This is a genomic window from Mycobacterium sp. 134 (assembly GCF_048282715.1).
GTDB lineage: Bacteria > Actinomycetota > Actinomycetes > Mycobacteriales > Mycobacteriaceae > Mycobacterium > Mycobacterium septicum.
In genome coordinates this window covers 6,412,829-6,431,240 of sequence record NZ_JBLVUN010000008.1, presented here as the reverse complement: position 1 = coordinate 6,431,240, position 18,412 = coordinate 6,412,829, and the positions used below count along the sequence as shown (strand labels likewise).

General features: G+C 66.9%; 16 protein-coding genes and 2 pseudogenes. 5 read left to right on the top strand and 13 right to left on the bottom strand.

The window, feature by feature from the left end:
• The 3 genes from ACNQVK_RS35570 to ACNQVK_RS35560 form a co-directional block, all read right to left on the bottom strand.
• Complete coding sequence (locus ACNQVK_RS35570; RefSeq protein ID WP_418033539.1) at nucleotides 1–1,908, bottom strand: fumarate reductase/succinate dehydrogenase flavoprotein subunit; 1,908 nt, start codon at nucleotides 1,906–1,908, stop codon at nucleotides 1–3.
• A gap of 63 nt (nucleotides 1,909–1,971) precedes the next feature.
• Nucleotides 1,972–2,793, bottom strand: coding sequence for a hypothetical protein (locus tag ACNQVK_RS35565; RefSeq protein ID WP_044514771.1), 822 nt, complete (start codon nucleotides 2,791–2,793; stop codon nucleotides 1,972–1,974).
• 52 nt (nucleotides 2,794–2,845) lie between these two features.
• Entirely contained in the window at nucleotides 2,846–3,142 is a 297-nt protein-coding gene (locus tag ACNQVK_RS35560; protein WP_044514772.1) for a hypothetical protein, read from the bottom strand.
• A 211-nt stretch (nucleotides 3,143–3,353) separates the two neighbouring features.
• Between ACNQVK_RS35560 and ACNQVK_RS35555 the strand changes: the two genes are divergently transcribed.
• Nucleotides 3,354–4,112 (top strand): isocitrate lyase/PEP mutase family protein, encoded by a 759-nt coding sequence (locus ACNQVK_RS35555; protein WP_418033538.1) that lies wholly within the window; start codon nucleotides 3,354–3,356, stop codon nucleotides 4,110–4,112.
• 102 nt (nucleotides 4,113–4,214) lie between these two features.
• On the top strand, nucleotides 4,215–4,691 hold the full coding sequence (locus tag ACNQVK_RS35550) for a hypothetical protein (protein WP_418033537.1): 477 nt from the start codon (nucleotides 4,215–4,217) through the stop codon (nucleotides 4,689–4,691).
• A gap of 55 nt (nucleotides 4,692–4,746) precedes the next feature.
• On the opposite strand, the gene ACNQVK_RS35545 is transcribed toward ACNQVK_RS35550, so the two are convergent.
• Entirely contained in the window at nucleotides 4,747–5,655 is a 909-nt protein-coding gene (locus tag ACNQVK_RS35545) for a DMT family transporter (RefSeq protein ID WP_418033536.1), read from the bottom strand.
• Between ACNQVK_RS35545 and ACNQVK_RS35540 the strand changes: the two are divergent.
• From ACNQVK_RS35540 to nirD, 3 genes and pseudogenes are all read left to right on the top strand, one after another.
• Nucleotides 5,654–7,067 (top strand): annotated as a pseudogene (locus ACNQVK_RS35540) (PLP-dependent aminotransferase family protein). The gene ACNQVK_RS35545 and the pseudogene ACNQVK_RS35540 sit on opposite strands and share 2 nt — an antisense overlap.
• A 115-nt stretch (nucleotides 7,068–7,182) precedes the next feature.
• Nucleotides 7,183–9,771, top strand: coding sequence for a nitrite reductase large subunit NirB (nirB, locus tag ACNQVK_RS35535; protein WP_418033535.1), 2,589 nt, complete (start codon nucleotides 7,183–7,185; stop codon nucleotides 9,769–9,771).
• Nucleotides 9,768–10,139 (top strand): nitrite reductase small subunit NirD, encoded by a 372-nt coding sequence (gene nirD / locus ACNQVK_RS35530; RefSeq protein WP_418033534.1) that lies wholly within the window; start codon nucleotides 9,768–9,770, stop codon nucleotides 10,137–10,139. The genes nirB and nirD overlap by 4 nt, the downstream gene beginning before the upstream one ends.
• On the opposite strand, the gene ACNQVK_RS35525 is transcribed toward nirD, so the two are convergent.
• The 9 genes and pseudogenes from ACNQVK_RS35525 to ACNQVK_RS35485 form a co-directional block, all read right to left on the bottom strand.
• Nucleotides 10,124–10,375 (bottom strand): transcriptional repressor, encoded by a 252-nt coding sequence (locus ACNQVK_RS35525; RefSeq protein ID WP_418033533.1) that lies wholly within the window; start codon nucleotides 10,373–10,375, stop codon nucleotides 10,124–10,126. The two genes, nirD and ACNQVK_RS35525, sit on opposite strands and share 16 nt — an antisense overlap.
• Nucleotides 10,376–11,046: 671 nt before the next feature.
• Complete coding sequence (locus ACNQVK_RS35520; protein WP_418033532.1) at nucleotides 11,047–11,742, bottom strand: sirohydrochlorin chelatase; 696 nt, start codon at nucleotides 11,740–11,742, stop codon at nucleotides 11,047–11,049.
• Nucleotides 11,739–12,889 (bottom strand): annotated as a pseudogene (locus ACNQVK_RS35515) (uroporphyrinogen-III synthase). The gene ACNQVK_RS35520 and the pseudogene ACNQVK_RS35515 overlap by 4 nt, the downstream one beginning before the upstream one ends.
• A 34-nt stretch (nucleotides 12,890–12,923) precedes the next feature.
• Nucleotides 12,924–14,339: a nitrate/nitrite transporter gene (locus ACNQVK_RS35510; RefSeq protein WP_418033531.1), complete on the bottom strand. Its 1,416-nt coding sequence runs from the start codon at nucleotides 14,337–14,339 to the stop codon at nucleotides 12,924–12,926.
• Nucleotides 14,340–14,450: 111 nt separating this feature from the next.
• Nucleotides 14,451–15,038, bottom strand: coding sequence for an aminoglycoside N-acetyltransferase AAC(2')-Ib (gene aac(2')-Ib / locus ACNQVK_RS35505; RefSeq protein ID WP_418033530.1), 588 nt, complete (start codon nucleotides 15,036–15,038; stop codon nucleotides 14,451–14,453).
• A 49-nt stretch (nucleotides 15,039–15,087) separates the two neighbouring features.
• Nucleotides 15,088–15,972, bottom strand: coding sequence for a 5-oxoprolinase/urea amidolyase family protein (locus tag ACNQVK_RS35500; protein ID WP_418033529.1), 885 nt, complete (start codon nucleotides 15,970–15,972; stop codon nucleotides 15,088–15,090).
• Nucleotides 15,973–15,990: 18 nt separating this feature from the next.
• On the bottom strand, nucleotides 15,991–16,659 hold the full coding sequence (locus tag ACNQVK_RS35495) for a 5-oxoprolinase subunit B family protein (RefSeq protein ID WP_418033528.1): 669 nt from the start codon (nucleotides 16,657–16,659) through the stop codon (nucleotides 15,991–15,993).
• Between the two features lie 74 nt (nucleotides 16,660–16,733).
• Nucleotides 16,734–17,438, bottom strand: a complete 705-nt coding sequence (locus tag ACNQVK_RS35490) for a queuosine precursor transporter (RefSeq protein ID WP_044514793.1) — start codon at nucleotides 17,436–17,438, stop codon at nucleotides 16,734–16,736.
• A 12-nt stretch (nucleotides 17,439–17,450) separates the two neighbouring features.
• On the bottom strand, nucleotides 17,451–18,401 hold the full coding sequence (locus ACNQVK_RS35485) for an ABC transporter substrate-binding protein (protein ID WP_418033527.1): 951 nt from the start codon (nucleotides 18,399–18,401) through the stop codon (nucleotides 17,451–17,453).
• Between the last annotated feature and the right edge of the window lie 11 nt (nucleotides 18,402–18,412).

Sequence of the window (18,412 nt, the reverse complement as noted above, 5' to 3'; positions counted from 1 at the left end):
TCAGCCCTTCCGATCGGGGTGTTCGGCCAGTTCTTGTGCGGTGTAATACTTTTCGAGTTCGGACAGCTCGAACGTGGCAAGCAGGTCCTCCCTCATCGGCAGCTGCGACTCGGGTGTCACCGTCACGTCCGGCACCACCTGATCGTCGCCGGCTGCACGACAGACCAGCAGGGTGTTGCGCCAGTTGGCGTCCATGTCCGGATAGTCGTCGCGGGTGTGCCCGCCGCGGCTCTCGGTCCGCGCCAGCGCGGCCTTGGCGACGCACTCGCTGACCAGCAGCATGTTGCGCATGTCGATGGCCAGGTGCCAGCCCGGGTTGAAGACGCGACCGCCCTCGACGTGCACGTTGTGCACGCGGGTGCGGAGCTCGGCGAGCTTGGCCAGAGCTTCCTCGATCTCTTCGGCCTTGCGGATGATGCCGACCAGGTCGTTCATGCACTGCTGGAGTTCGGCGTGCAGCGTGTACGGGTTCTCGGGATTCGCGTGAGACTCGAACGGAGACAACGCCAGCTCGGTGGCCTCGATGATCGCGGCCTCTGAAACCCTGGGCCGCTCCGGCAGCGTCGCCACGTAGTCGGCCGCACCGAGACCGGCGCGCCGGCCGAACACCAGCAGATCCGAAAGTGAGTTTCCGCCAAGGCGGTTGGAGCCGTGCATGCCGCCCGAGCACTCGCCCGCCGCGAACAGGCCGGGCGTGGTGGCGCCACCGGTGTCGGGGTCCACCTCGATTCCGCCCATCACGTAGTGACAGGTCGGCCCCACTTCCATCTCATCCTTGGTGATGTCGACCTCGGCCAGCTCCATGAACTGGTGGTACATCGACGGCAGCCGGCGCTTGATCTCCTCGGTCGGCATGCGGGAGGCGATGTCGAGGTACACGCCGCCGTGTGGTGAGCCGCGCCCCGCCTTCACCTCGGAGTTGATGGCCCGGGCCACCTCGTCGCGGGGGAGCAGGTCAGGGGTGCGTCGTGCCGAGTCGTTGTCCTTGAGCCACTGGTCGGCTTCCTCCTCGGTCTCGGCGTACTGGCCCTTGAACACCGAGGGGATGTAGTCGAACATGAACCGCTTGCCCTCGGAGTTCTTGAGCACCCCGCCGTCACCGCGGACACCCTCGGTGACCAGGATGCCCTTGACCGACAGCGGCCAGACCATGCCGGTCGGGTGGAACTGGATGAACTCCATGTTGATCAGGCCCGACCCGGCGCGCAGTGCCAGGGCGTGGCCGTCGCCGGTGTACTCCCACGAGTTCGACGAGACCTTGAACGACTTGCCGATACCGCCGGTGGCCAGCACGATCGCGGGCGCTTCGAACAGCACGAAGTTGCCGGTCTCGCGGTAGTAGCCGAAGGCTCCGGCGATCCGGCCGTCATCTTTGATCAGGTCGGTTATGGAGCATTCGTGGAAGACCTTGATCCGGGCCTCGTAATCGCCGAGTTCCTTCTTGTCCTCCTGCTGCAGCGAGACGATCTTCTGCTGCAGCGTGCGGATGATCTCCAGGCCGGTACGGTCACCGACGTGGGCCAACCGCGGATAGGTGTGTCCGCCGAAGTTGCGCTGGCTGATCCGGCCGTCCTTGGTCCGGTCGAACAGCGCGCCATAGGTTTCCAGCTCCCACACCCGGTCAGGGGCTTCCTGCGCGTGCAGTTCGGCCATCCGCCAGTTGTTGAGGAACTTGCCGCCGCGCATGGTGTCACCGAAGTGCACCTGCCAGGAGTCCTTGGTGTTGACGTTGCGCATGGCTGCCGCGCAGCCGCCCTCGGCCATCACGGTGTGGGCCTTGCCGAACAACGACTTGGTCACCACCGCCACCCGCAGACCGCGTTCGCGTGCCTCGATCACCGCGCGCAGACCCGCTCCGCCGGCACCGATCACGACAACGTCGTAGGAGTGCCGTTCCAGCTCACCCATGAAAATCCCCACTCGCCCTTTCGCGTGTATGTACTTGTCGGCCAATGAATTCAGCTGGCCGGCTCAGCCGATGAACCTGAGATCCGAGATGGTGCCGCTGGCCACCAACATGACGTAGAAGTCGGTGAGTACCAGGGTGCCCAGCGTGATCCAGGCGAAGAGCATGTGGCGGGTGTTGAGCTTGCTCACCTGTGTCCACATCCAGTAGCGCACAGGGTGTTTGGAGAAGTGCTTGAGCCGGCCGCCGGTAACGTGCCGGCACGAGTGGCACGACACCGTGTAGACCCACAGCAGGATGACGTTGCCCGTCAAGACGATGTTGCCCAGGCCGAACCCGAAGCCGGACGGCGAATGGAACGCCATGACGGCGTCGTAGGTGTTGACCAGTGAGATGAGCACCGCGGCGTAGAAGAAGTACCGGTGCAGGTTTTGCATGATCAGCGGAAGCTTGGTCTCGCCAGTGTATTTCGCGTGCGGTTCGGCCACCGCGCAGGCGGTCGGTGACTGCCACACCGACCGGTAGTACGCCTTGCGGTAGTAGTAACACGTCAGCCGGAAGGCCAACAGGAACGGCAGTGAGATGAACGCCATCGGGATGAACCACGGCAGCTCGCCGACCCATTGGCCGAAGTGGCTCGATCCGGGCGCGCACGCCGTGCTGACGCACGGTGAATAGAAGGGCGTCAGGTAGTGGTAGTCCTCTACCCAGTACGCGCTTCCCCAGAACGCCCGGACCGTCGCATAGATGACGAACGCCGCGAGCCCCAGATTGGTCAATAGTGGTGCTTGCCACCACCGGTCGGTCCGTAGGGTGCGTTGGGGGATCTCCGCTCGTGTGGGCGAGAAGACCCCGGTCGCGCGACGGTCAGCGGTGGGTGCGCTCACGGTTCCCTTTCTGAGGTTCAGTTGTTTCGTCGGGCGTCAAACGCCCGTGAGCTCAGCGATATCCGCCGAGACCCTCGTCGGCGACGTCCTGCCAGAACTCGCTTCCGTATTGGGTGTCGGGGATGCCGATTTTCTCGCGGGCCTGTTTTTGGCGTGTCACGCCGTGACGCATCTCCAACTCTTCGGCGTCGATGTCCAACCGCTCGATGTCGTTGAGGATCCGCTCGGCGTCATTGACCACGCGGCGCATGGCAGGGGAATCCCCGTACTTCGACGCCAACGTGGTGACACAGCGACGCATGTCGCCGATCAGGTTGTGCAGTTCAGAGAACTCGGTGGTGGTGGACAAGTGACCTCCTCGGGCTGAAGGTGTCAGGGCTCACAGTACGACAACCAATGCTAGCCACATCACGATCGCGACGTGATGCGCATCACGTCGGAAGGGTCGTCCCGGGCCGGTGGTGACGGGCTGTCGGAACCCTGGTCGTAGTGTTGGTTTCGCCGGCGTCGCGCCTGGCAGAAGCGCATCTGAGCAGGACATCTGAGCACCTGGAGGTTCTATGAGCGAGACCATGTTGCAGGAGCGGGCGGCGGCACTGCTGGCGCTGCACCAACCCGGCAACCCCGTTGTGTTGCCCACGGTGTGGGATGCCTGGTCGGCCCGGCTCGCGGTCGGCGAGGGCTTTTCCGCACTCACCGTGGGCAGTCATCCGCTGGCGGATTCGATCGGCAAGGCTGACGGCGAGGTGATGTCGTTCGACGATCTGCTGACCCGGGTACGGCAAATCACCGACGCGGTCGATGTGCCGGTTTCGGTGGACATCGAGTCCGGTTACGGCGAGCGGCCCGAGCGGTTGATCGAGGGGCTGCTAGACGTCGGGGCGGTCGGTTTGAACATCGAGGACACCGTGCACAAGGAGGGCAAGCGGCTGCGCAGTTCGGCTGAGCACGCCGAGTTGGTCGGGCAGCTGCGCGCCGCCGCGGACGCCGCGGGCGTGCACGTGGTGATCAACGCGCGCACCGACCTGTTCCTGCGCAAGGACGGCGACGCCGCTGATCGCGTAGACCGGGCGATCGCCCGGTTGTCGGAGGCGGCCGCGGCGGGTGCCGATTCGTTGTTCCCGGCCGGGTTGGCCGACCCGGAAGGGTTGGGGCGCTTCGTCTCTGAGGTTGCCCTGCCGGTCAGCGTGACCGTTCCGCCCGATGCCGCCGATCTGGCTGCGCTGACGGACCTCGGCGTCGGGCGCATCACCTTCGGTCCGTTCCTGCAGGGCGTGTTGAGTGCGCGGGCCAAGGAAGTGCTGGGGCGCTGGCGCTAGCCGTCGGCAATTTGCGCCAACTACCGCTTCTCGACGTGCGATCTGTGCCAATAATTGCGCACTGATACCTCGAGCGGGCGGGATGCGGCGATGGGTTGGCGCATGAGAAGTGTGGTGACACTGGTGGCGACCGGTGGGGTGGTGTTCGGTGTGATCGGCGCAGCGCCGGCTGGGGCGACGACGATGGTGCCGTTGTCGAATTCCATCCGGGGGTGCGATTTCACGAAGGCGTTGTTTCTCGGCGGTATGGGCTCGGGTACCGGCTCCGGCCGGGCCAGCATCGGCGCCGATGGCTCACACGTAGGAGCCGAGGTGTCGCTGCAGTCGGCCCGGGCCGACACCGATTACCAGGTCCGGCTCATCCAGCTGCCACGGCCGTCGCACGCGACGTGCAACGCCGGAGATCCCGGGGTGTCCGGGGCGGTGCTGCACACCGACGCCAGTGGGACGGCGACCGTCACGGTCGCCGGGCCGCTGGCGCAGGACGCCACACAGGCCTGGGTGGTGGTCGAGGGTCCACCGGCACCGGGACGTATTCGCGGTGACGTCTACAGCTCGGACTATCCGGTAAATCTCTGACCAACCCGAAAGCCGGTGGAAGCCCATGGTTTCCACCGGCTTTCGGCGTAGCGACCTACCGGAGGCGGATGCGGACGGCCAGGGCCGCGCACCCGATGACCACCGCGCCGCCGAGCGCCGTCGACCAGGTCAGGCGCTCGTGCAGCAACAGTGCCGCCCAGCCGATGGTCATCACCGGCTGGATCAACTGGACCTGGCTCACCTGGGTCATCGGTCCGATGGCCAGGCCGCGGTACCAGGCGAAGAAGCCCAGATACATGCTGGCCACTGCCAGATAGCCGAACGCGGCCCACTGCACCGGCGTCGCATTCGGCGGCTGCTGGACGAACGCCAGCACCGTCAAGGCCAGCATCACCGGCGCCGCCACGACCAGGGCCCACGACACCGTCTGCCAGGCGCCCAGCTCCCGGGCGAGCAACCCGCCCTCGGCGTATCCGATCGCCGCCGCCAGTACCGCGCCGAACAGCAACAGGTCCGGCCAGCTCAGATGGCCGAATCCGGCGCCGTGGACCATCGCGAACACGACTGCGGCCAGCGCCCCGGCGGCCGCCATCGCCCAGAACGCGGCGGGCGGACGCTCGTGGCCGCGGAGCACCGCGCACACCGCTGTGGCGGCCGGTAGCAAGGCGATCACTATGGCGCCGTGGCTGGCGGGAACGACTGTGAGTGCATAGGAGGTCAGTAGCGGGAATCCCGCCACGACACCGGCAGCCACCACGGCCAGCCGGGCCCACTGCCGGGTGGAGGGAAGGGCCTGCCGGGTCAATGCGAGAGCGGCCATCGCGATGGCCGCGGCGACGACGGCCCGTCCGGCGCCGATGAACAGCGGGGACAGTCCACCGGTGGCCACCTTGGTGAACACGATGGTGAACGAGAACGCCGTCACGCCCAGCAGGCCCCACCACAATCCCGGGTGGGATAGCGCTGACGAACTATTCCGAGTAGCGCTACTCTGTATCAACATGGATAACGATAGCACTGAGCGGATCGTGTCCGGCCTGCGAAAGTGGATCGCCACGGCGTCACCGGGCGCGCAGCTACCGTCCAACCGGACCCTGGTGGCGGACTACGCGGCCAGTCCGGTGACGGTCGCCAAGGCCATGCGGACGCTGCGCAGCCTGGGGCTGGTGGAGAGCCGGCCGGGGGTCGGGACGTTCGTGCGAGCGGTGCGCAGCGCGCGGCTGCCCGACTACGGCTGGCAGACCGCGGCGCTGCGGTCCCCGCAGGCGCGCATCCCCGCGCTGTCGACGCCGCTGCGCAGTGTCGCGCCCGACGTGATCGCCCTGCACTCGGGTTATCCCGTCCGCGAACTGCTTCCCCAGCGGCTGGTCCGTACGGCATTCGCGCGTGCTGCCCGCGGGGACGCCGCGCTGCAGCCCGGCACCCGCACCCGGCCGGCCCGACCTGCAGGCCTGGTTCGCCCAGGAACTGGCGGAGGCGTTCGGTGCGGGTGTGACCGCGCCGACGGCCCGCGAGGTGATCGTGCTGCCCGGCAGCCAGAGCGGTCTGAGCTCGATCTTCCGTGCTCTGGTCGGGTTCGGGCAGCCGATGTTGATCGAGTCGCCGAGCTACTGGGGCGCCATCCTGGCCGCGGCCCAGTCCGGTGTGCGGTTGGTACCGGTGCCCAGTGGCCCGAAAGGTCCTGAGCCCGAGGAGCTTTCGCGAGCCTTCGCCGAGACCGGTGCCCGGGTGTTCTACGCGCAACCGAATTACGCCAACCCGACCGGTGCCCAATGGGATCCAGAACTCTCGAGTCAGATTCTGGAGGTGGTACGCAGCCACGGTGCCTTCCTGGTCGAGGACGACTGGGCACACGATTTCGGCATCGAGACCACCTCCAGGCCGGTGGTGGCCTCCGACGACGCCGGACACGTCATTTATCTGAGGTCGCTGACCAAGAGCGTCTCGCCCTCGATCAGGGTGGCCGCGATGGTCGCCCGGGGGCCGGCGCGCGACCGGATTCTGGCCGACCGCGGTGCGGAGTCGATGTATGTCAGTGGGTTGTTACAGGCCGCGGCCCTCGACGTGGTCACCCAGCCGGCCTGGCGAACTCACCTGCGCGACCTGCGTCAGCAGCTGCAGGCCCGGCGTGACCTGCTGATCACCGCCTTGGCCGAGCATGCGCCGGGCGCACAGTTGGAGCATGTGCCCCGTGGTGGGCTGCACTTGTGGCTGCGACTGCCCGATGCGACGAACCTGCCACGGCTGGTCCGCGAGTGTGAGGCCGACTCGGTGCTGGTGGCGGCGGGCAACGAATGGTTTCCTGCCGAGCCGTCCGGGCCGTACCTGCGTCTCAACTACTGCGGGCCGGATCCGCAGCGCTTCCCCGAGGCCGCGCGGGTCATCGGGGAGGCTCTGGCCCGGCAGTCGGGTTAGCTGGACCTCACGGCCGCCCAATCTCACATGTGCGGCTCGTGGACCGTGAGCACACCGTGACGGGCGCTTCACACAGGGCGACATTTCGGCAACTTCGGGTTTCTAACCTCGCCATATGTCGTCAACACAGAACGTCGTGGTCGTCGGACACGGCATGGTGGGCCACCGCTTCGTCGAGGCGCTGCGGTCGCGTGACGCCGCAGGAGCATGGCGGATCACCGTGCTGTCCGAGGAAGCTGACGCCGCCTATGACCGGGTCGGCCTGACCGGTTACACCGAGCACTGGGACCGCTCCCGGCTGGCGCTCCCGGGCAATGACTATGCAGGTGACGATCGGGTCGATCTGCGCCTGGGATGTGCGGTCGCCGAGATCGACCGCGAGGCCCGCACGGTGCGCACCTCCACCGGCGAGAGCTTCTACTACGACGCGCTGGTGATGGCCACCGGGTCGTACGCCTTCGTGCCGCCGGTCCCGGGGCGCGACCTGCCGGGCGTGCACGTCTATCGCACGCTGGATGACCTGGACGCGATCCGCGCCAGCGCGAAGACCGCGCTGGACTCGAAGTCGCCGGTCGGCGTGGTGATCGGCGGCGGTCTGCTGGGCCTGGAAGCGGCCAACGCGTTGCGGCAGTTCGGCTTACGGACGCATGTCCTGGAGATGTCGCCGCACCTGATGTCGGCCCAGCTCGACGAAGCCGGCGGCACACTGCTCAACCGGATGATGCGGGGCCTGGGGATCGAGGTGCACACGGCGGTCGGTACCGACAGTATTCAGCCGGTGCAGAGGCACAAGCCGCTGCGCAAGTCCGACGTCGACGACTCGATGCGGATAGCGCTCAACGACGGCACCACGATCGACGCCGGCCTGGTCGTCTTCGCCGCTGGTGTGCGCCCGCGCGACGAGTTGGCCCGTGCCGCTGGCCTCGACATGGCGCAGCGGGGTGGTGTCCTCACCGACCTGACATGTGTCACAAGCGATCCAAGCATCTATGCGATCGGCGAGGTGGCCGCCATCGAGGGCCGCTGCTACGGCCTGGTCGCACCGGGTTACACCACCGCCGAGATCGTTGCCGACCGCCTGCTCGGTGGTGAGGCCGAATTCCCCGGCGCCGATATGTCGACCAAACTCAAGCTGCTCGGTGTCGACGTCGCGAGTTTCGGTGATGCGAAGGGGAATACGCCGAACTGCCTGGAGGTCGTGGTCAACGACCCCGTCAAGCAGACGTACGCCAAGCTGGTTCTCTCCGATGACGCCAAGACGCTGCTCGGCGGCATCCTGGTCGGTGACGCATCGGCCTACGGGGTGCTGCGGCCCATGGTCGCCAGCGAGCTTCCCGGAGACCCGCTGGCATTGATCGCGCCGGTGGGGGACGGCGATGCACCGACGCTGGGCGTGGCCGCACTGCCCGACATCGCGCAGATCTGCTCGTGCAACAACGTCACCAAGGGCGATCTGAAGGAAGCCATCTGCGGCGGCTGTGACGATGTGCCCAGCCTGAAGAAGTGCACGCTGGCCGGCACGTCGTGCGGTTCCTGCGTGCCGCTGCTCAAGCAGCTGCTGGAAGCCGAAGGTGTCGAGCAGTCCAAGGCGTTGTGCGAGCACTTCGGCCAGTCGCGGGCCGAACTCTTCGAAATCATCAGCGCCACCGAGATCCGTACCTTCTCGGGCCTGATCGAGAAGTTCGGGACCGGAAAGGGTTGCGACATCTGCAAACCCACGGTCGCGTCGATCCTGGCATCCACCAGCTCCGATCACGTGCTCGACGGTGAGCAGGCCTCGCTCCAGGACTCCAACGACCACTTCCTGGCCAACATCCAGAAGAACGGCAGCTACTCGGTGGTGCCGCGGTCGCCCGGTGGAGAGATCACCCCTGAGCAGTTGATCCTGATCGGCGAGATCGCAAGGGATTTCGACCTGTACACCAAGATCACCGGTGGCCAGCGGATCGACATGTTCGGCGCTCGGGTGGACCAGTTGCCGCAGATCTGGGCCCGCCTGGTCGAGGGTGGCATGGAATCCGGGCACGCCTACGGCAAGTCGCTGCGCACCGTGAAGAGCTGCGTCGGCAGCACGTGGTGCCGTTACGGCCAACAGGATTCGGTGAACATGGCCGTCGAGATCGAGAAGCGGTACCGGGGCCTGCGCTCACCGCACAAGATCAAGATGGCGGTCTCGGGATGCGCACGGGAATGCGCCGAGGCGCAGAGCAAGGACGTCGGCGTCATCGCCACCGAACAGGGCTGGAACCTCTACGTGTGCGGTAACGGCGGCATGTCGCCCCGGCACGCCCAGTTGCTGGCCGGTGATCTCGACGACGAGACACTGGTCCGCTACATCGACCGGTTCCTGATGTTCTACATCCGCACCGCCGACCGCCTGCAGCGCACCGCGCCATGGCTGGAGGCGATGGATTCCCCGGGGGGCAAATCAGGACTCGACCACTTGCGTGATGTCGTGTGCAACGACTCCCTCGGTCTGGCAGCCGAATTCGAGGCGGCCATGGAGCGCCACGTCGCGGGCTACGCGTGTGAGTGGAAGGGCGTGCTGGAGGACCCGGAGAAGCTGTCGCGTTTCGTGTCGTTCGTCAATGCACCCGACGTGGACGACCCGACCATCACGTTCACCGAGCGCGGGGGCCGCAAGGTGCCGGGGGCGACAGACATCGGGATGCCAAAGGTCCGCGGATTCCAGGAGGCGAAATGACACTGCTCGACGATCACCAAGACGTTCACGCCGCGACGCCCGGGGAATGGACGACCGCCTGCCGCTATGACTTCCTGATGCCGTGCCGCGGCGTCGCGGTACTGCTGCCCGGCGGCGCGCAGGCGGCTCTGTTCCGCCTCGACGACGGTTCGCTGCACGCGCTGGGCAACATCGACCCGTTCTCGGGTGCTGCGGTGCTCTCTCGCGGCATCGTGGGGGATCGTGCCGGCCGGGCGACCGTGCAGTCGCCGATCAAGAAGCAGGCCTTCGCGCTCGACGACGGTAGTTGCCTCGACGATGACACGGTGTCGGTCCCGGTCTACCGGACCCGCATCACCCCGGACGGGTTCGTTCAGATCTCAGCCTGATCGGTGGCCCGGCTCCAGTGGGCGTCGCGTCCCTGGAGCTTGCGGCGCTGCACGGCGCCGCGGCGCTCGAGCACCGTCAGATTGCGGTACACGGACTCGATTACCACCGGTGCACGGAAGTGCTGGTGCATGTCGTCACGTAGCTGGGCAGTGGTCATCGGCCGGGACGTGCGTTCCAGTGCATTGAGCAGGTGCTGACGCAGACGTTCGGCCGGGACCCGGTCACCGGGTCGCACTGCCGTGCGCGTCGTCTCGACGGCTTGCGCCCGCCGGTGTTGTCACCTGCACCTTTGCTTCTGCTCCCGCCGAATCGCCCGATGATCGCGATAACGATAGCTGAGTTTTCGACCCGGATCTGACGCCGAGATCCACCGGCAAACGGTCGGAGGCTCGTTACTCAGGCAAATACCTGGACAGGGCCGGTTTCGCGGAAAAATTTGCCAGATTTGCATGGTCTCGAATGTCGCCAAAGCTGTGGTACGCATCTCTCTGGCTAACTAGAATAGTTCGCTGGGTGTGTTTAGACTCCCTCTCAAGTAAGCGGCGTCTGAGGGGCTGACAAGGCATGTTTGCGCGTTCGGTAGTGAATCTGGTGGGGGCGGCAGCGATGCTGGGCGCACTCGGGGCAACGTTGATGCCCCTGGCCTTGAACGCCGTGGATCGCGCCGGTCAACCCATCCCGTGCGGTAACGGAGCGCGACCGGATTACAGCGTCGCCGCCCAACAGGACCGGCTCAACCTGGACCAGCACACGCTCGCCGGACCGGGATTCATGGCCAGTGACTACGTCGAGCAATGTTCGGCGATGGTCGGCGAACGGCGCACGGCGTTCTTCGCGGTTGCGGGTGCCGGTGGGGCACTCCTGCTGGCGGGGACGGCCGGGCCGCTCATCGCACAGTCGATCCGCTCACGCCGCGGCAGGCAGGCTCAGTACCCCGGCGCGCCGGAAGCGGTTCGCAATCAGCCGGACCATGCCGGGATGGGTGCCGAGTGGTTCGCTCACGAGGTCGGCGCCGGATTCACGCAGCCGGTCCTGGAACAGCCCGTCGGCGAGCAGGTAGGACGCCACAGCTATGCGGCGATGGCCGCGGCTGCGTTGCGTGGCGACGGCTTCGGCAACGCTCGGCGCCCCGGTGGCGGCGAAGGCCAGTTCTACGCGGTCGCCGGTCACGGCTGACAGCAGTGCGGCGGTGCGCCGCAGGTCGGACTGGGCACTTCTGTCGGAGGTGCCGGCTGCTGCGAGAACCACCGAATCGCCTGGCCGCCATCCTGATTCGATGAGCCGATCGGCGAGAACCCGGACGGTTCCCTGGCAGGGCCCCAGCGGCTGGGTGACGGTGACGGCCGGGTGCGCACTGGCCGCCACGTGGTCGGGTACGTCGACCCGGACGTGATACCCGGCAGCCAGGAACGCGGGCACCACCACCGCCGGGCAGTCCATCGGTAGCGATGCGAGAACTTCGCTCGGCGTCGGGCCGACCACGTCGACGAAAGAGACGTGCACGGGCCGGCCCAGCATGTCGGACACTCGCGCGGCGAGATCGCCGATCATCGCGACACCGCCGGGCTTGCGGGTTCCGTGGGCGACCAGGACCAGGCTCATTGCGCCCGCACCATTTCGGTGTCGTCGACGGCCAGCCGGTAACCCCGCTTGACGACTGTCGACACGATGTTCTTGTCCCCCAAGGCAGTACGAAGTCTCAGTACCGCGGTCTCCACCGCGTGGGTGTCGGTGCCGGTGCCCGGTAGGGCGCTGAGCAGATCGAATCGCGACACCACCGCACCTGGACGGTTCGCCAGTGCGCGGATGGTCGCCATCCCGGCCGGGGACAGCGATTTGACTGTGCCGTCGACCAGAACGCAGGTGCCCCGGATCTCGAGCGTGTGCCCGGCGACCCGGACGGTCCGCGCCTGCAGCAGTGGCAGTTCGTCGGTGATATGACGGGCCAAGGCGCCCAACCGCATCCGTTCCGGCGCGGAGGTCGGCACCCCGAGCCGGACCAGGGGCCGCGCGGTGACCGGGCCGACGCACATGGCGTGGACGTCGGTGCGCAGCGCTGCCAGCACCCGGTCGGCGATGTCCATCTCGGTGGCGCGCATCAGCACCGAGGCCACCGCCATCGCCGAGGTGAAACTGACTGCGTCGAAACGGCGTTCGGCGATACAGGTGACCATCTGATCGAAGTCGCCGTCCCGTGGCGCGGGGTGCCAGCGGTAGACCCGGATCGGCACCACCTCGGCGCCGCCGGCACGCAACTCGTCGAGAAACTCGGGGAACGGGTCCCACTCGTCGGTGGCCCCGTGCAGCTGCACGGCGATGCGCTGCCCCTCGACCCCCTTGTCGATGAGGTAGCGCAACACCTCCCGGGAGGATTCCGATTCCGGAGACCACTCCTCGGGCAGGCCAGCGGCCCGCAACGCTCCCGTGGCTTTCGGGCCACGGGAGACGATGCGGGCGTTGCTCAGTGCGTCGGTGAGCTCGGCGGCCAGGCCCCAGCCGTCGGCTGCGGCGAACCAGCCGCGGAAGCCGATCCCGGTGGTCGCCACCACGATGTCCGGCGGCACGTCGATCAGCGACGCGGTGTGCGCGCGCAGCTCGTCGTCGTCGGGCAAAGGAACCATCGTGATGGCGGCCGCGCTGGTCACCGTCGCGCCACGCCTGGTCAGCAGCGCGCTCAGCTCGTCGGCACGCCGGCGGAGGTCACCGCCACACGAAAACCTGTGAGCGGTGCCCAGTCGGGCTCGTTCATGGATCCAGTGAAGGCACCTCGTGTTTCCAAGTGATTACCCGGCCATTGCCGAGGCGTGTCGGTCTGCGGGGGCCGTTGTGACGGCCGTCTCTGCCGGACGCCGGACGTAGCGGAACCAGGTGCACGCCGAGGCCAACACATAGAACGCCAGGAAGATCAGAAACGCCGCGGTCGCTGACCCGCTGGACAGGTAGGACTGGCGAAGGGCCAGGTTGATGCCCACGCCGCCCAGCGCGCCGATGGCGCCGGCGAATCCGATCAGCGAGCCCGACATCGACAGGGACCACCGCTGCCGCTCCTCTTCACTGACCTGCAGGGAGTGGCTGCGGGCCTCGAAGATCGACGGGATCATCTTGTAGACCGAGCCGTTGCCCAGACCGCTGAGCAGGAACAGGGCGACGAAGCCGACGACGTAGCCGATCATCATCAGGCTGTTGGCCGCACCGGCGGTGTGATCGTCGAGCATGCTGATCGCGACCAGCATTCCGGCCGCCAGGATCATGCCGCCGAACACCGCCAGGGTCACCCGGCCGCCGCCGATGCGGTCGGCCAGCTTGCCGCCGTACACCCGGGACAGGGAGCCGAGCAGCGGGCCGATGAAGGCGATCTGCGCGGCGTGCAGCGAGGCCTGTGCTGCGGTCTGGCCGCCTGCGGCGAAGTTGATCTGCAGCACCTGGCCGAAGGCGAAGGCGAAGCCGATGAAGGATCCGAAGGTGCCGATGTAGAGCAGCGAGATCACCCAGGTATCACGTTCTGCCAGAATGGCTTTCATCGCGCCCAGGTCGATCTTGTGCTGGTCTAGGTTGTCCATGTAGAGCGCCGCGCCGATGCCGGCCACGGCCAGCGCAACCAGGTAGACGGCGCACACCCAGTACGGGGCGCGGTTGCCCGCGGTGGCGATCACCAGCAGGCCGACCAACTGGATCATCGGCACGCCGATGTTGCCGCCGCCCGCGTTGAGCCCGAGCGCCCAGCCTTTGAGCCGCTGCGGGAAGAACGCATTGATGTTGGTCATCGAGGAGGCGAAGTTGCCGCCGCCGAAACCGGCCAGGGCCGCGCACAGCAGGTAGGGCCACAGCGGCAGGCCCGGATTGGCCAGCAGCACCATGGTTCCGACGGTGGGGATCAGCAGGACGAACGCCGAGAACACCGTCCAGTTACGGCCGCCGAAGGTGGCGGTGGCCAGCGTGTAGGGGATGCGCAGGCAGCCGCCGACCAGGGTGGCGGTGGCGCCCAGCAGGAACTTGTCTCCGGCCGAGAAGCCGTACACGGCTTCGGGCATGAACAGGACCATCACCGACCAGATGGACCAGATCGAGAAGCCGACGTGCTCGGCGAACACCGACCAGATCAGATTCCGCCGCGCGATGTACTTGTTCCCGGCTTCCCAGGCCAGCGTGTCCTCGGGATCCCAGTTGGTGATGCGATTCGACTTCAGCAGAGTGGGCATGGCGCAAAAGTAGGAAGCGATTATTGCGGAGGCGCTCCCCACAGTGACCCGGCCGTGAAATTCCGCTCACCCGCGGGACGGCGATGATGTGAGCCTGTGCTTTTCTGGTGGTTACCAGACGTCCCCGTCGCGCCAGTCGCAGGTGATCTCCGCGGTGGTGTCGAGTTCCATGCCGGCGGGCAGGTCGACCGGCAACACGAACAGCGAGCGGTCGTCCTCAGGCGTGCGCGTCACACCGGCGGGCCGCAGCACCGAGGTCGGGCCCTGCCAGGGCACCCATCCGCGGGCGATGTAGATATCCCTGGCGATCTCCGACGAGCTGAGGGCGCCGAGTTGGTATGCGCCGCGGAGGACCTGCTCGACCCCGTCCATGACGGCGGTGGCCAGGCCCTGTCCGCGCCAATCCTCGCGCACCGCCACGGCTTCCACGTAGCCGCAGCGCAGCGCTGTGTCGCGGTAGATCAGGCGCCGCTGCACCACGGCGGCGTGCGCGATCAGTGCACCGTGATGGCAAACGAACGCGTGCATGCCGCCGAGCGAGTGCTCCCAGTCGGCGTCGGTGAAGTCGCCCGCGAACGCCTCGATGACCATGCGCCGGGCGCCCTCGCGAGTCTCGTGATCGAGATCGGAGGTGTGGACCAGACGTGCGGTGTGCAGGATCCCGCCTCGGACGGGCGAGCTGACATCCTGGAAAGGCACACCCTTGTTCTACCAGCGCTGCGCGCCGGTGTCTCTACGTTGCTTTCGACTAGCCCTCGAACGGCCGGCGGGGGTGCGACCAGTGGAGTCGCACCGTCTGTCCGGGGCGGACCTGGCCCAGCTTGTCGATGTCCTCGTCGGTCACCACGCCGATCACCGGGTAGCCGCCCGTGACCGGGTGGTCCGGTCCGAGGATCACCGGAAAACCGTTGGGCGGTATCTGAATTGCCCCGCGGGTGGCGCCTTCGCTGGGAAGTTGGCGGTCCGGCCAGCGGTAGTCCAGCGGCATGCCGACCAGACGCATGCCGACCCGGTCGCTGTGGGTGGTCACCAGCCAGTTGGTGCGGATCAGCACGTCGGGGTCGACGAACCAGTCGTCGCGCGGGCCGGGCACCACGTTGAGTTCCAGTACATCGTCGGAGATCGAGGCGACCGGGGCCTGGTCCGTCTCGGGCAGGTCGGAGGTGTGCTCACCGACCGGCAGGATGTCGCCGGGCCGCAGCGGTGCCGGGCCGATCGCCGACATCACGTCGTAGCTCCGCGAACCCAGGACCGGCTCGACGGCGATGCCGCCGCGCACCGCCAGGTAGCTGCGCATTCCTGCGTGCGGAGCGCCCAGCGAGATCACCTCGCCGTCGTGCACGTGGTGAATGCTGTTGGTGCCGAACGGGATTCCATTGACGGCCGGATCCGTGTCGGCGCCGGTGACCGCGATGGACACATCACCGCCGATTACCCGGGCGGAGAATCCGCCGAACATCACCTCGATGGTGGCGTGCTCGCCCGGATTGGCCACCAGGCGGTTGGCCAGTGTGTGGGACCGACGGTCGGCGGCACCCGAGCGGGTGACGCCGAGGTGAGCCATTCCGGGACGGCCGAGATCCTCGACCAGGGCCAGCGGTCCGGTGCGTAGCACTTCCAGTGTTGTGGTCATGGGTCTGCTCCTCGTCGACTAGCCGATGGCCCGGAACTGCACCCACGTACCAGGGGTGAGCAGTGCCGGTTGGTCCCGATGCACGTCGAACAACACCGCGTCGGTGCGCCCGATCAACTGCCAGCCGCCGGGCGACTGCCGTGGGTAGATACCGCTGAACTCGCCGGCCAGTGCCACCGCGCCGGCCGGAACGCTGGTGCGGGGTTCGGCCAGGCGCGGCACCTGCAGCCGCTCGTCGCCACCGACCAGGTAGGCGAATCCGGGAGCGAAGCCCATGAATCCGACCTGCCACGGGGTGCCGGTGTGCGCCGCGATCACCTGTGCCGGGGTGAGCCCGGTCAGTGTCGCGACCTCGTGCAGGTCGGCGCCGTCGTAGGTCACATCGATGGTCACGTCCACCTGGCCGGCCGGGCGGACAGGTGCCGCGCCGGGTTGGAGCTGCAACTTGCTCACCCGCTGTCGCGTGGGTGCCTGATAGCGGGGATCGGCCAGCTTGATCAAGATCGTGCGTGACGCAGGCACGATATCGAGCACACCGAGCAGTTGGGCCGCGGTGAGCGTGGCGGTCCACGCCAAAACATCGGCAGTGCTGTCGAACTCGAGCAGCAGAGCCTGATCGCCATAGTCGCGGGCGGTGCCTGGGTTCAGGCTCGGTCCCGCGTCCATCACCTCTGATGTCACACTCATGACCTGAAGCTACCCGTCGGTAGCTAAGAAAGCTCCGGCTCTATGAACCTTGCCAGAGGTGCCTTATCGAAGCCTCAAACGGCGGCCTGATATGTGGGCTCGCGGCGCTTGATGGTGGCGATCACGCGGTAGGTGATCGGCAGCATGACCACCTCGACCGCGGTCTTGTAGACCCAGCCCAGCGCCGTATAGGTGACGAAGTCGCCGAAGGTGCTGATGCCGATCGCACTGGCTGCGATGCCGCAGAAAACCAGGGTGTCGCCGAGCTGGCCGGCGAAGGTGGATCCGACCAGGCGGGCCCACAGGTGCTTCTCCTTGGTCCGTTCCTTGATGGCGACCACGACCCAGGCGTTGATGGTCTGCCCGACGATGAACCCCGCCAGGCCCGCCACGATCAACTGGGTGTAGGCGTGGACGATGTTCTCGAAATGCTCCTGATTGGTGTAGAAGTCCGCCGCGGGAAGATAGATGGTGATCCAGAATGCCAGTGCGGCAAGAGCATTCATCGAGAATCCGAGGAAGATGGCGCGGCGTGCGGCCTTGAATCCGTACACCTCGGAGAGCACGTCGCCGATCACGTAGGTGAGCGGGAAGACGATGAAACCGCCGTCGGTGATGATCGACCAGTTGCCGATGACCGGCCCGAAGGCGACGCCCTTGGTGGCGGTCACGTTGGAGATGATCACCAGGGCTGTGAACACCGCGACGAGCACCGGATAGTAGGCCGAGCCGACGATGGCGGTACCGCGGTGCTCGGAGTGTTCCTGGGTGCTTGTCACCCGGTCATCTTGTCAGGTCAGCGCCCGGTTGATCAGGGCCGGCAGTTGATCGGCCACCATGGGATAGGACAGCGGTGAGGCGAATGCGATGGCGCCTGCCAGGTCTTTGGAGGTGAAAACGTGCCGTTTGCGGGTGGTCGCCTTGAGTTCGGCGATCGTCGGGTCGGCCAGTAGGGCGTCGCGCTCCTCATCGCTCTCGGTGGTCCAGATCAGCACGTCGGCGGCGTCGAGGACCGAGGCGAAGTCCGAGCGCGGGATCAGTTCGGGCGTCGGGGGCACGACGAAGCCCATCTGGGTGAGAAATTCGGTGCGCCATCCCGTCTGGGTCTGCACACCGTCGCGGAACAGCGTGCCGCCGAGCAGCATGGCCTTCTTGCCGGCGAATCGCGGATTGTCGGTGGCCACCGCCTTGAACTTGTCGTCCACGCCGGCGATCAGGGCCGTCATCGCATCGTTCTGAAACAGCGACTGGCCGATGAGGGTGGCCTGGTCGCGCCACGGTTCGAAGAACGCGTCGGGTCCAGACTGTGCGATGGTCGGGGCGATCTCGGAGAGTTTGGCGTAGGTGTCGGCGTCGAGCCCGGCGTTGGTGGCCACGATCAGGTCCGGTTTGAGCGCCGCGATCTCGTCGACCTGGATGCCGTCGTTCAGGCCGAGCACGGTGGGCTGGGCGCCCCCGAGCTTCGGTTGCGCCCAGGGCCACACCGCGTACGGCTCGCCCCCGAACCATTCGGTCGTCGCGACCGGGACCACGCCGAGGGCCAGCAGGTCGTCCTGTTCGGTGAATCCCGCGCTGACCACCCGTTGCGGTGGTCCAGGGATGTTGGTGTCCCCGAAGAGGTGGCGGACGGTCACCGAACCGTCTTTCTTGACCTCGCCGGGCTTTTGCGTGCTACATGCGGCGACGAGGGCCATCGCGGCGGTGACCGCGAAAAACCCTCGTCGTGACCAGGTTGTCGGCACTTAGCCAGGGT

What these genes read in the sequence shown, in the direction of transcription:
- ACNQVK_RS35570 (WP_418033539.1), bottom strand. Translation starts at nt 1,908, where the DNA reads ATGGGTGAGCTGGAACGGCACTCCTACGACGTTGTCGTGATCGGTGCC.
- ACNQVK_RS35555 (WP_418033538.1), top strand. Translation starts at nt 3,354, where the DNA reads ATGAGCGAGACCATGTTGCAGGAGCGGGCGGCGGCACTGCTGGCGCTG.
- ACNQVK_RS35550 (WP_418033537.1), top strand. Translation starts at nt 4,215, where the DNA reads ATGAGAAGTGTGGTGACACTGGTGGCGACCGGTGGGGTGGTGTTCGGT.
- ACNQVK_RS35545 (WP_418033536.1), bottom strand. Translation starts at nt 5,655, where the DNA reads ATGTTGATACAGAGTAGCGCTACTCGGAATAGTTCGTCAGCGCTATCC.
- nirB (WP_418033535.1), top strand. Translation starts at nt 7,183, where the DNA reads ATGTCGTCAACACAGAACGTCGTGGTCGTCGGACACGGCATGGTGGGC.
- nirD (WP_418033534.1), top strand. Translation starts at nt 9,768, where the DNA reads ATGACACTGCTCGACGATCACCAAGACGTTCACGCCGCGACGCCCGGG.
- ACNQVK_RS35520 (WP_418033532.1), bottom strand. Translation starts at nt 11,742, where the DNA reads ATGAGCCTGGTCCTGGTCGCCCACGGAACCCGCAAGCCCGGCGGTGTC.
- ACNQVK_RS35510 (WP_418033531.1), bottom strand. Translation starts at nt 14,339, where the DNA reads ATGCCCACTCTGCTGAAGTCGAATCGCATCACCAACTGGGATCCCGAG.
- ACNQVK_RS35500 (WP_418033529.1), bottom strand. Translation starts at nt 15,972, where the DNA reads ATGACCACAACACTGGAAGTGCTACGCACCGGACCGCTGGCCCTGGTC.
- ACNQVK_RS35495 (WP_418033528.1), bottom strand. Translation starts at nt 16,659, where the DNA reads ATGAGTGTGACATCAGAGGTGATGGACGCGGGACCGAGCCTGAACCCA.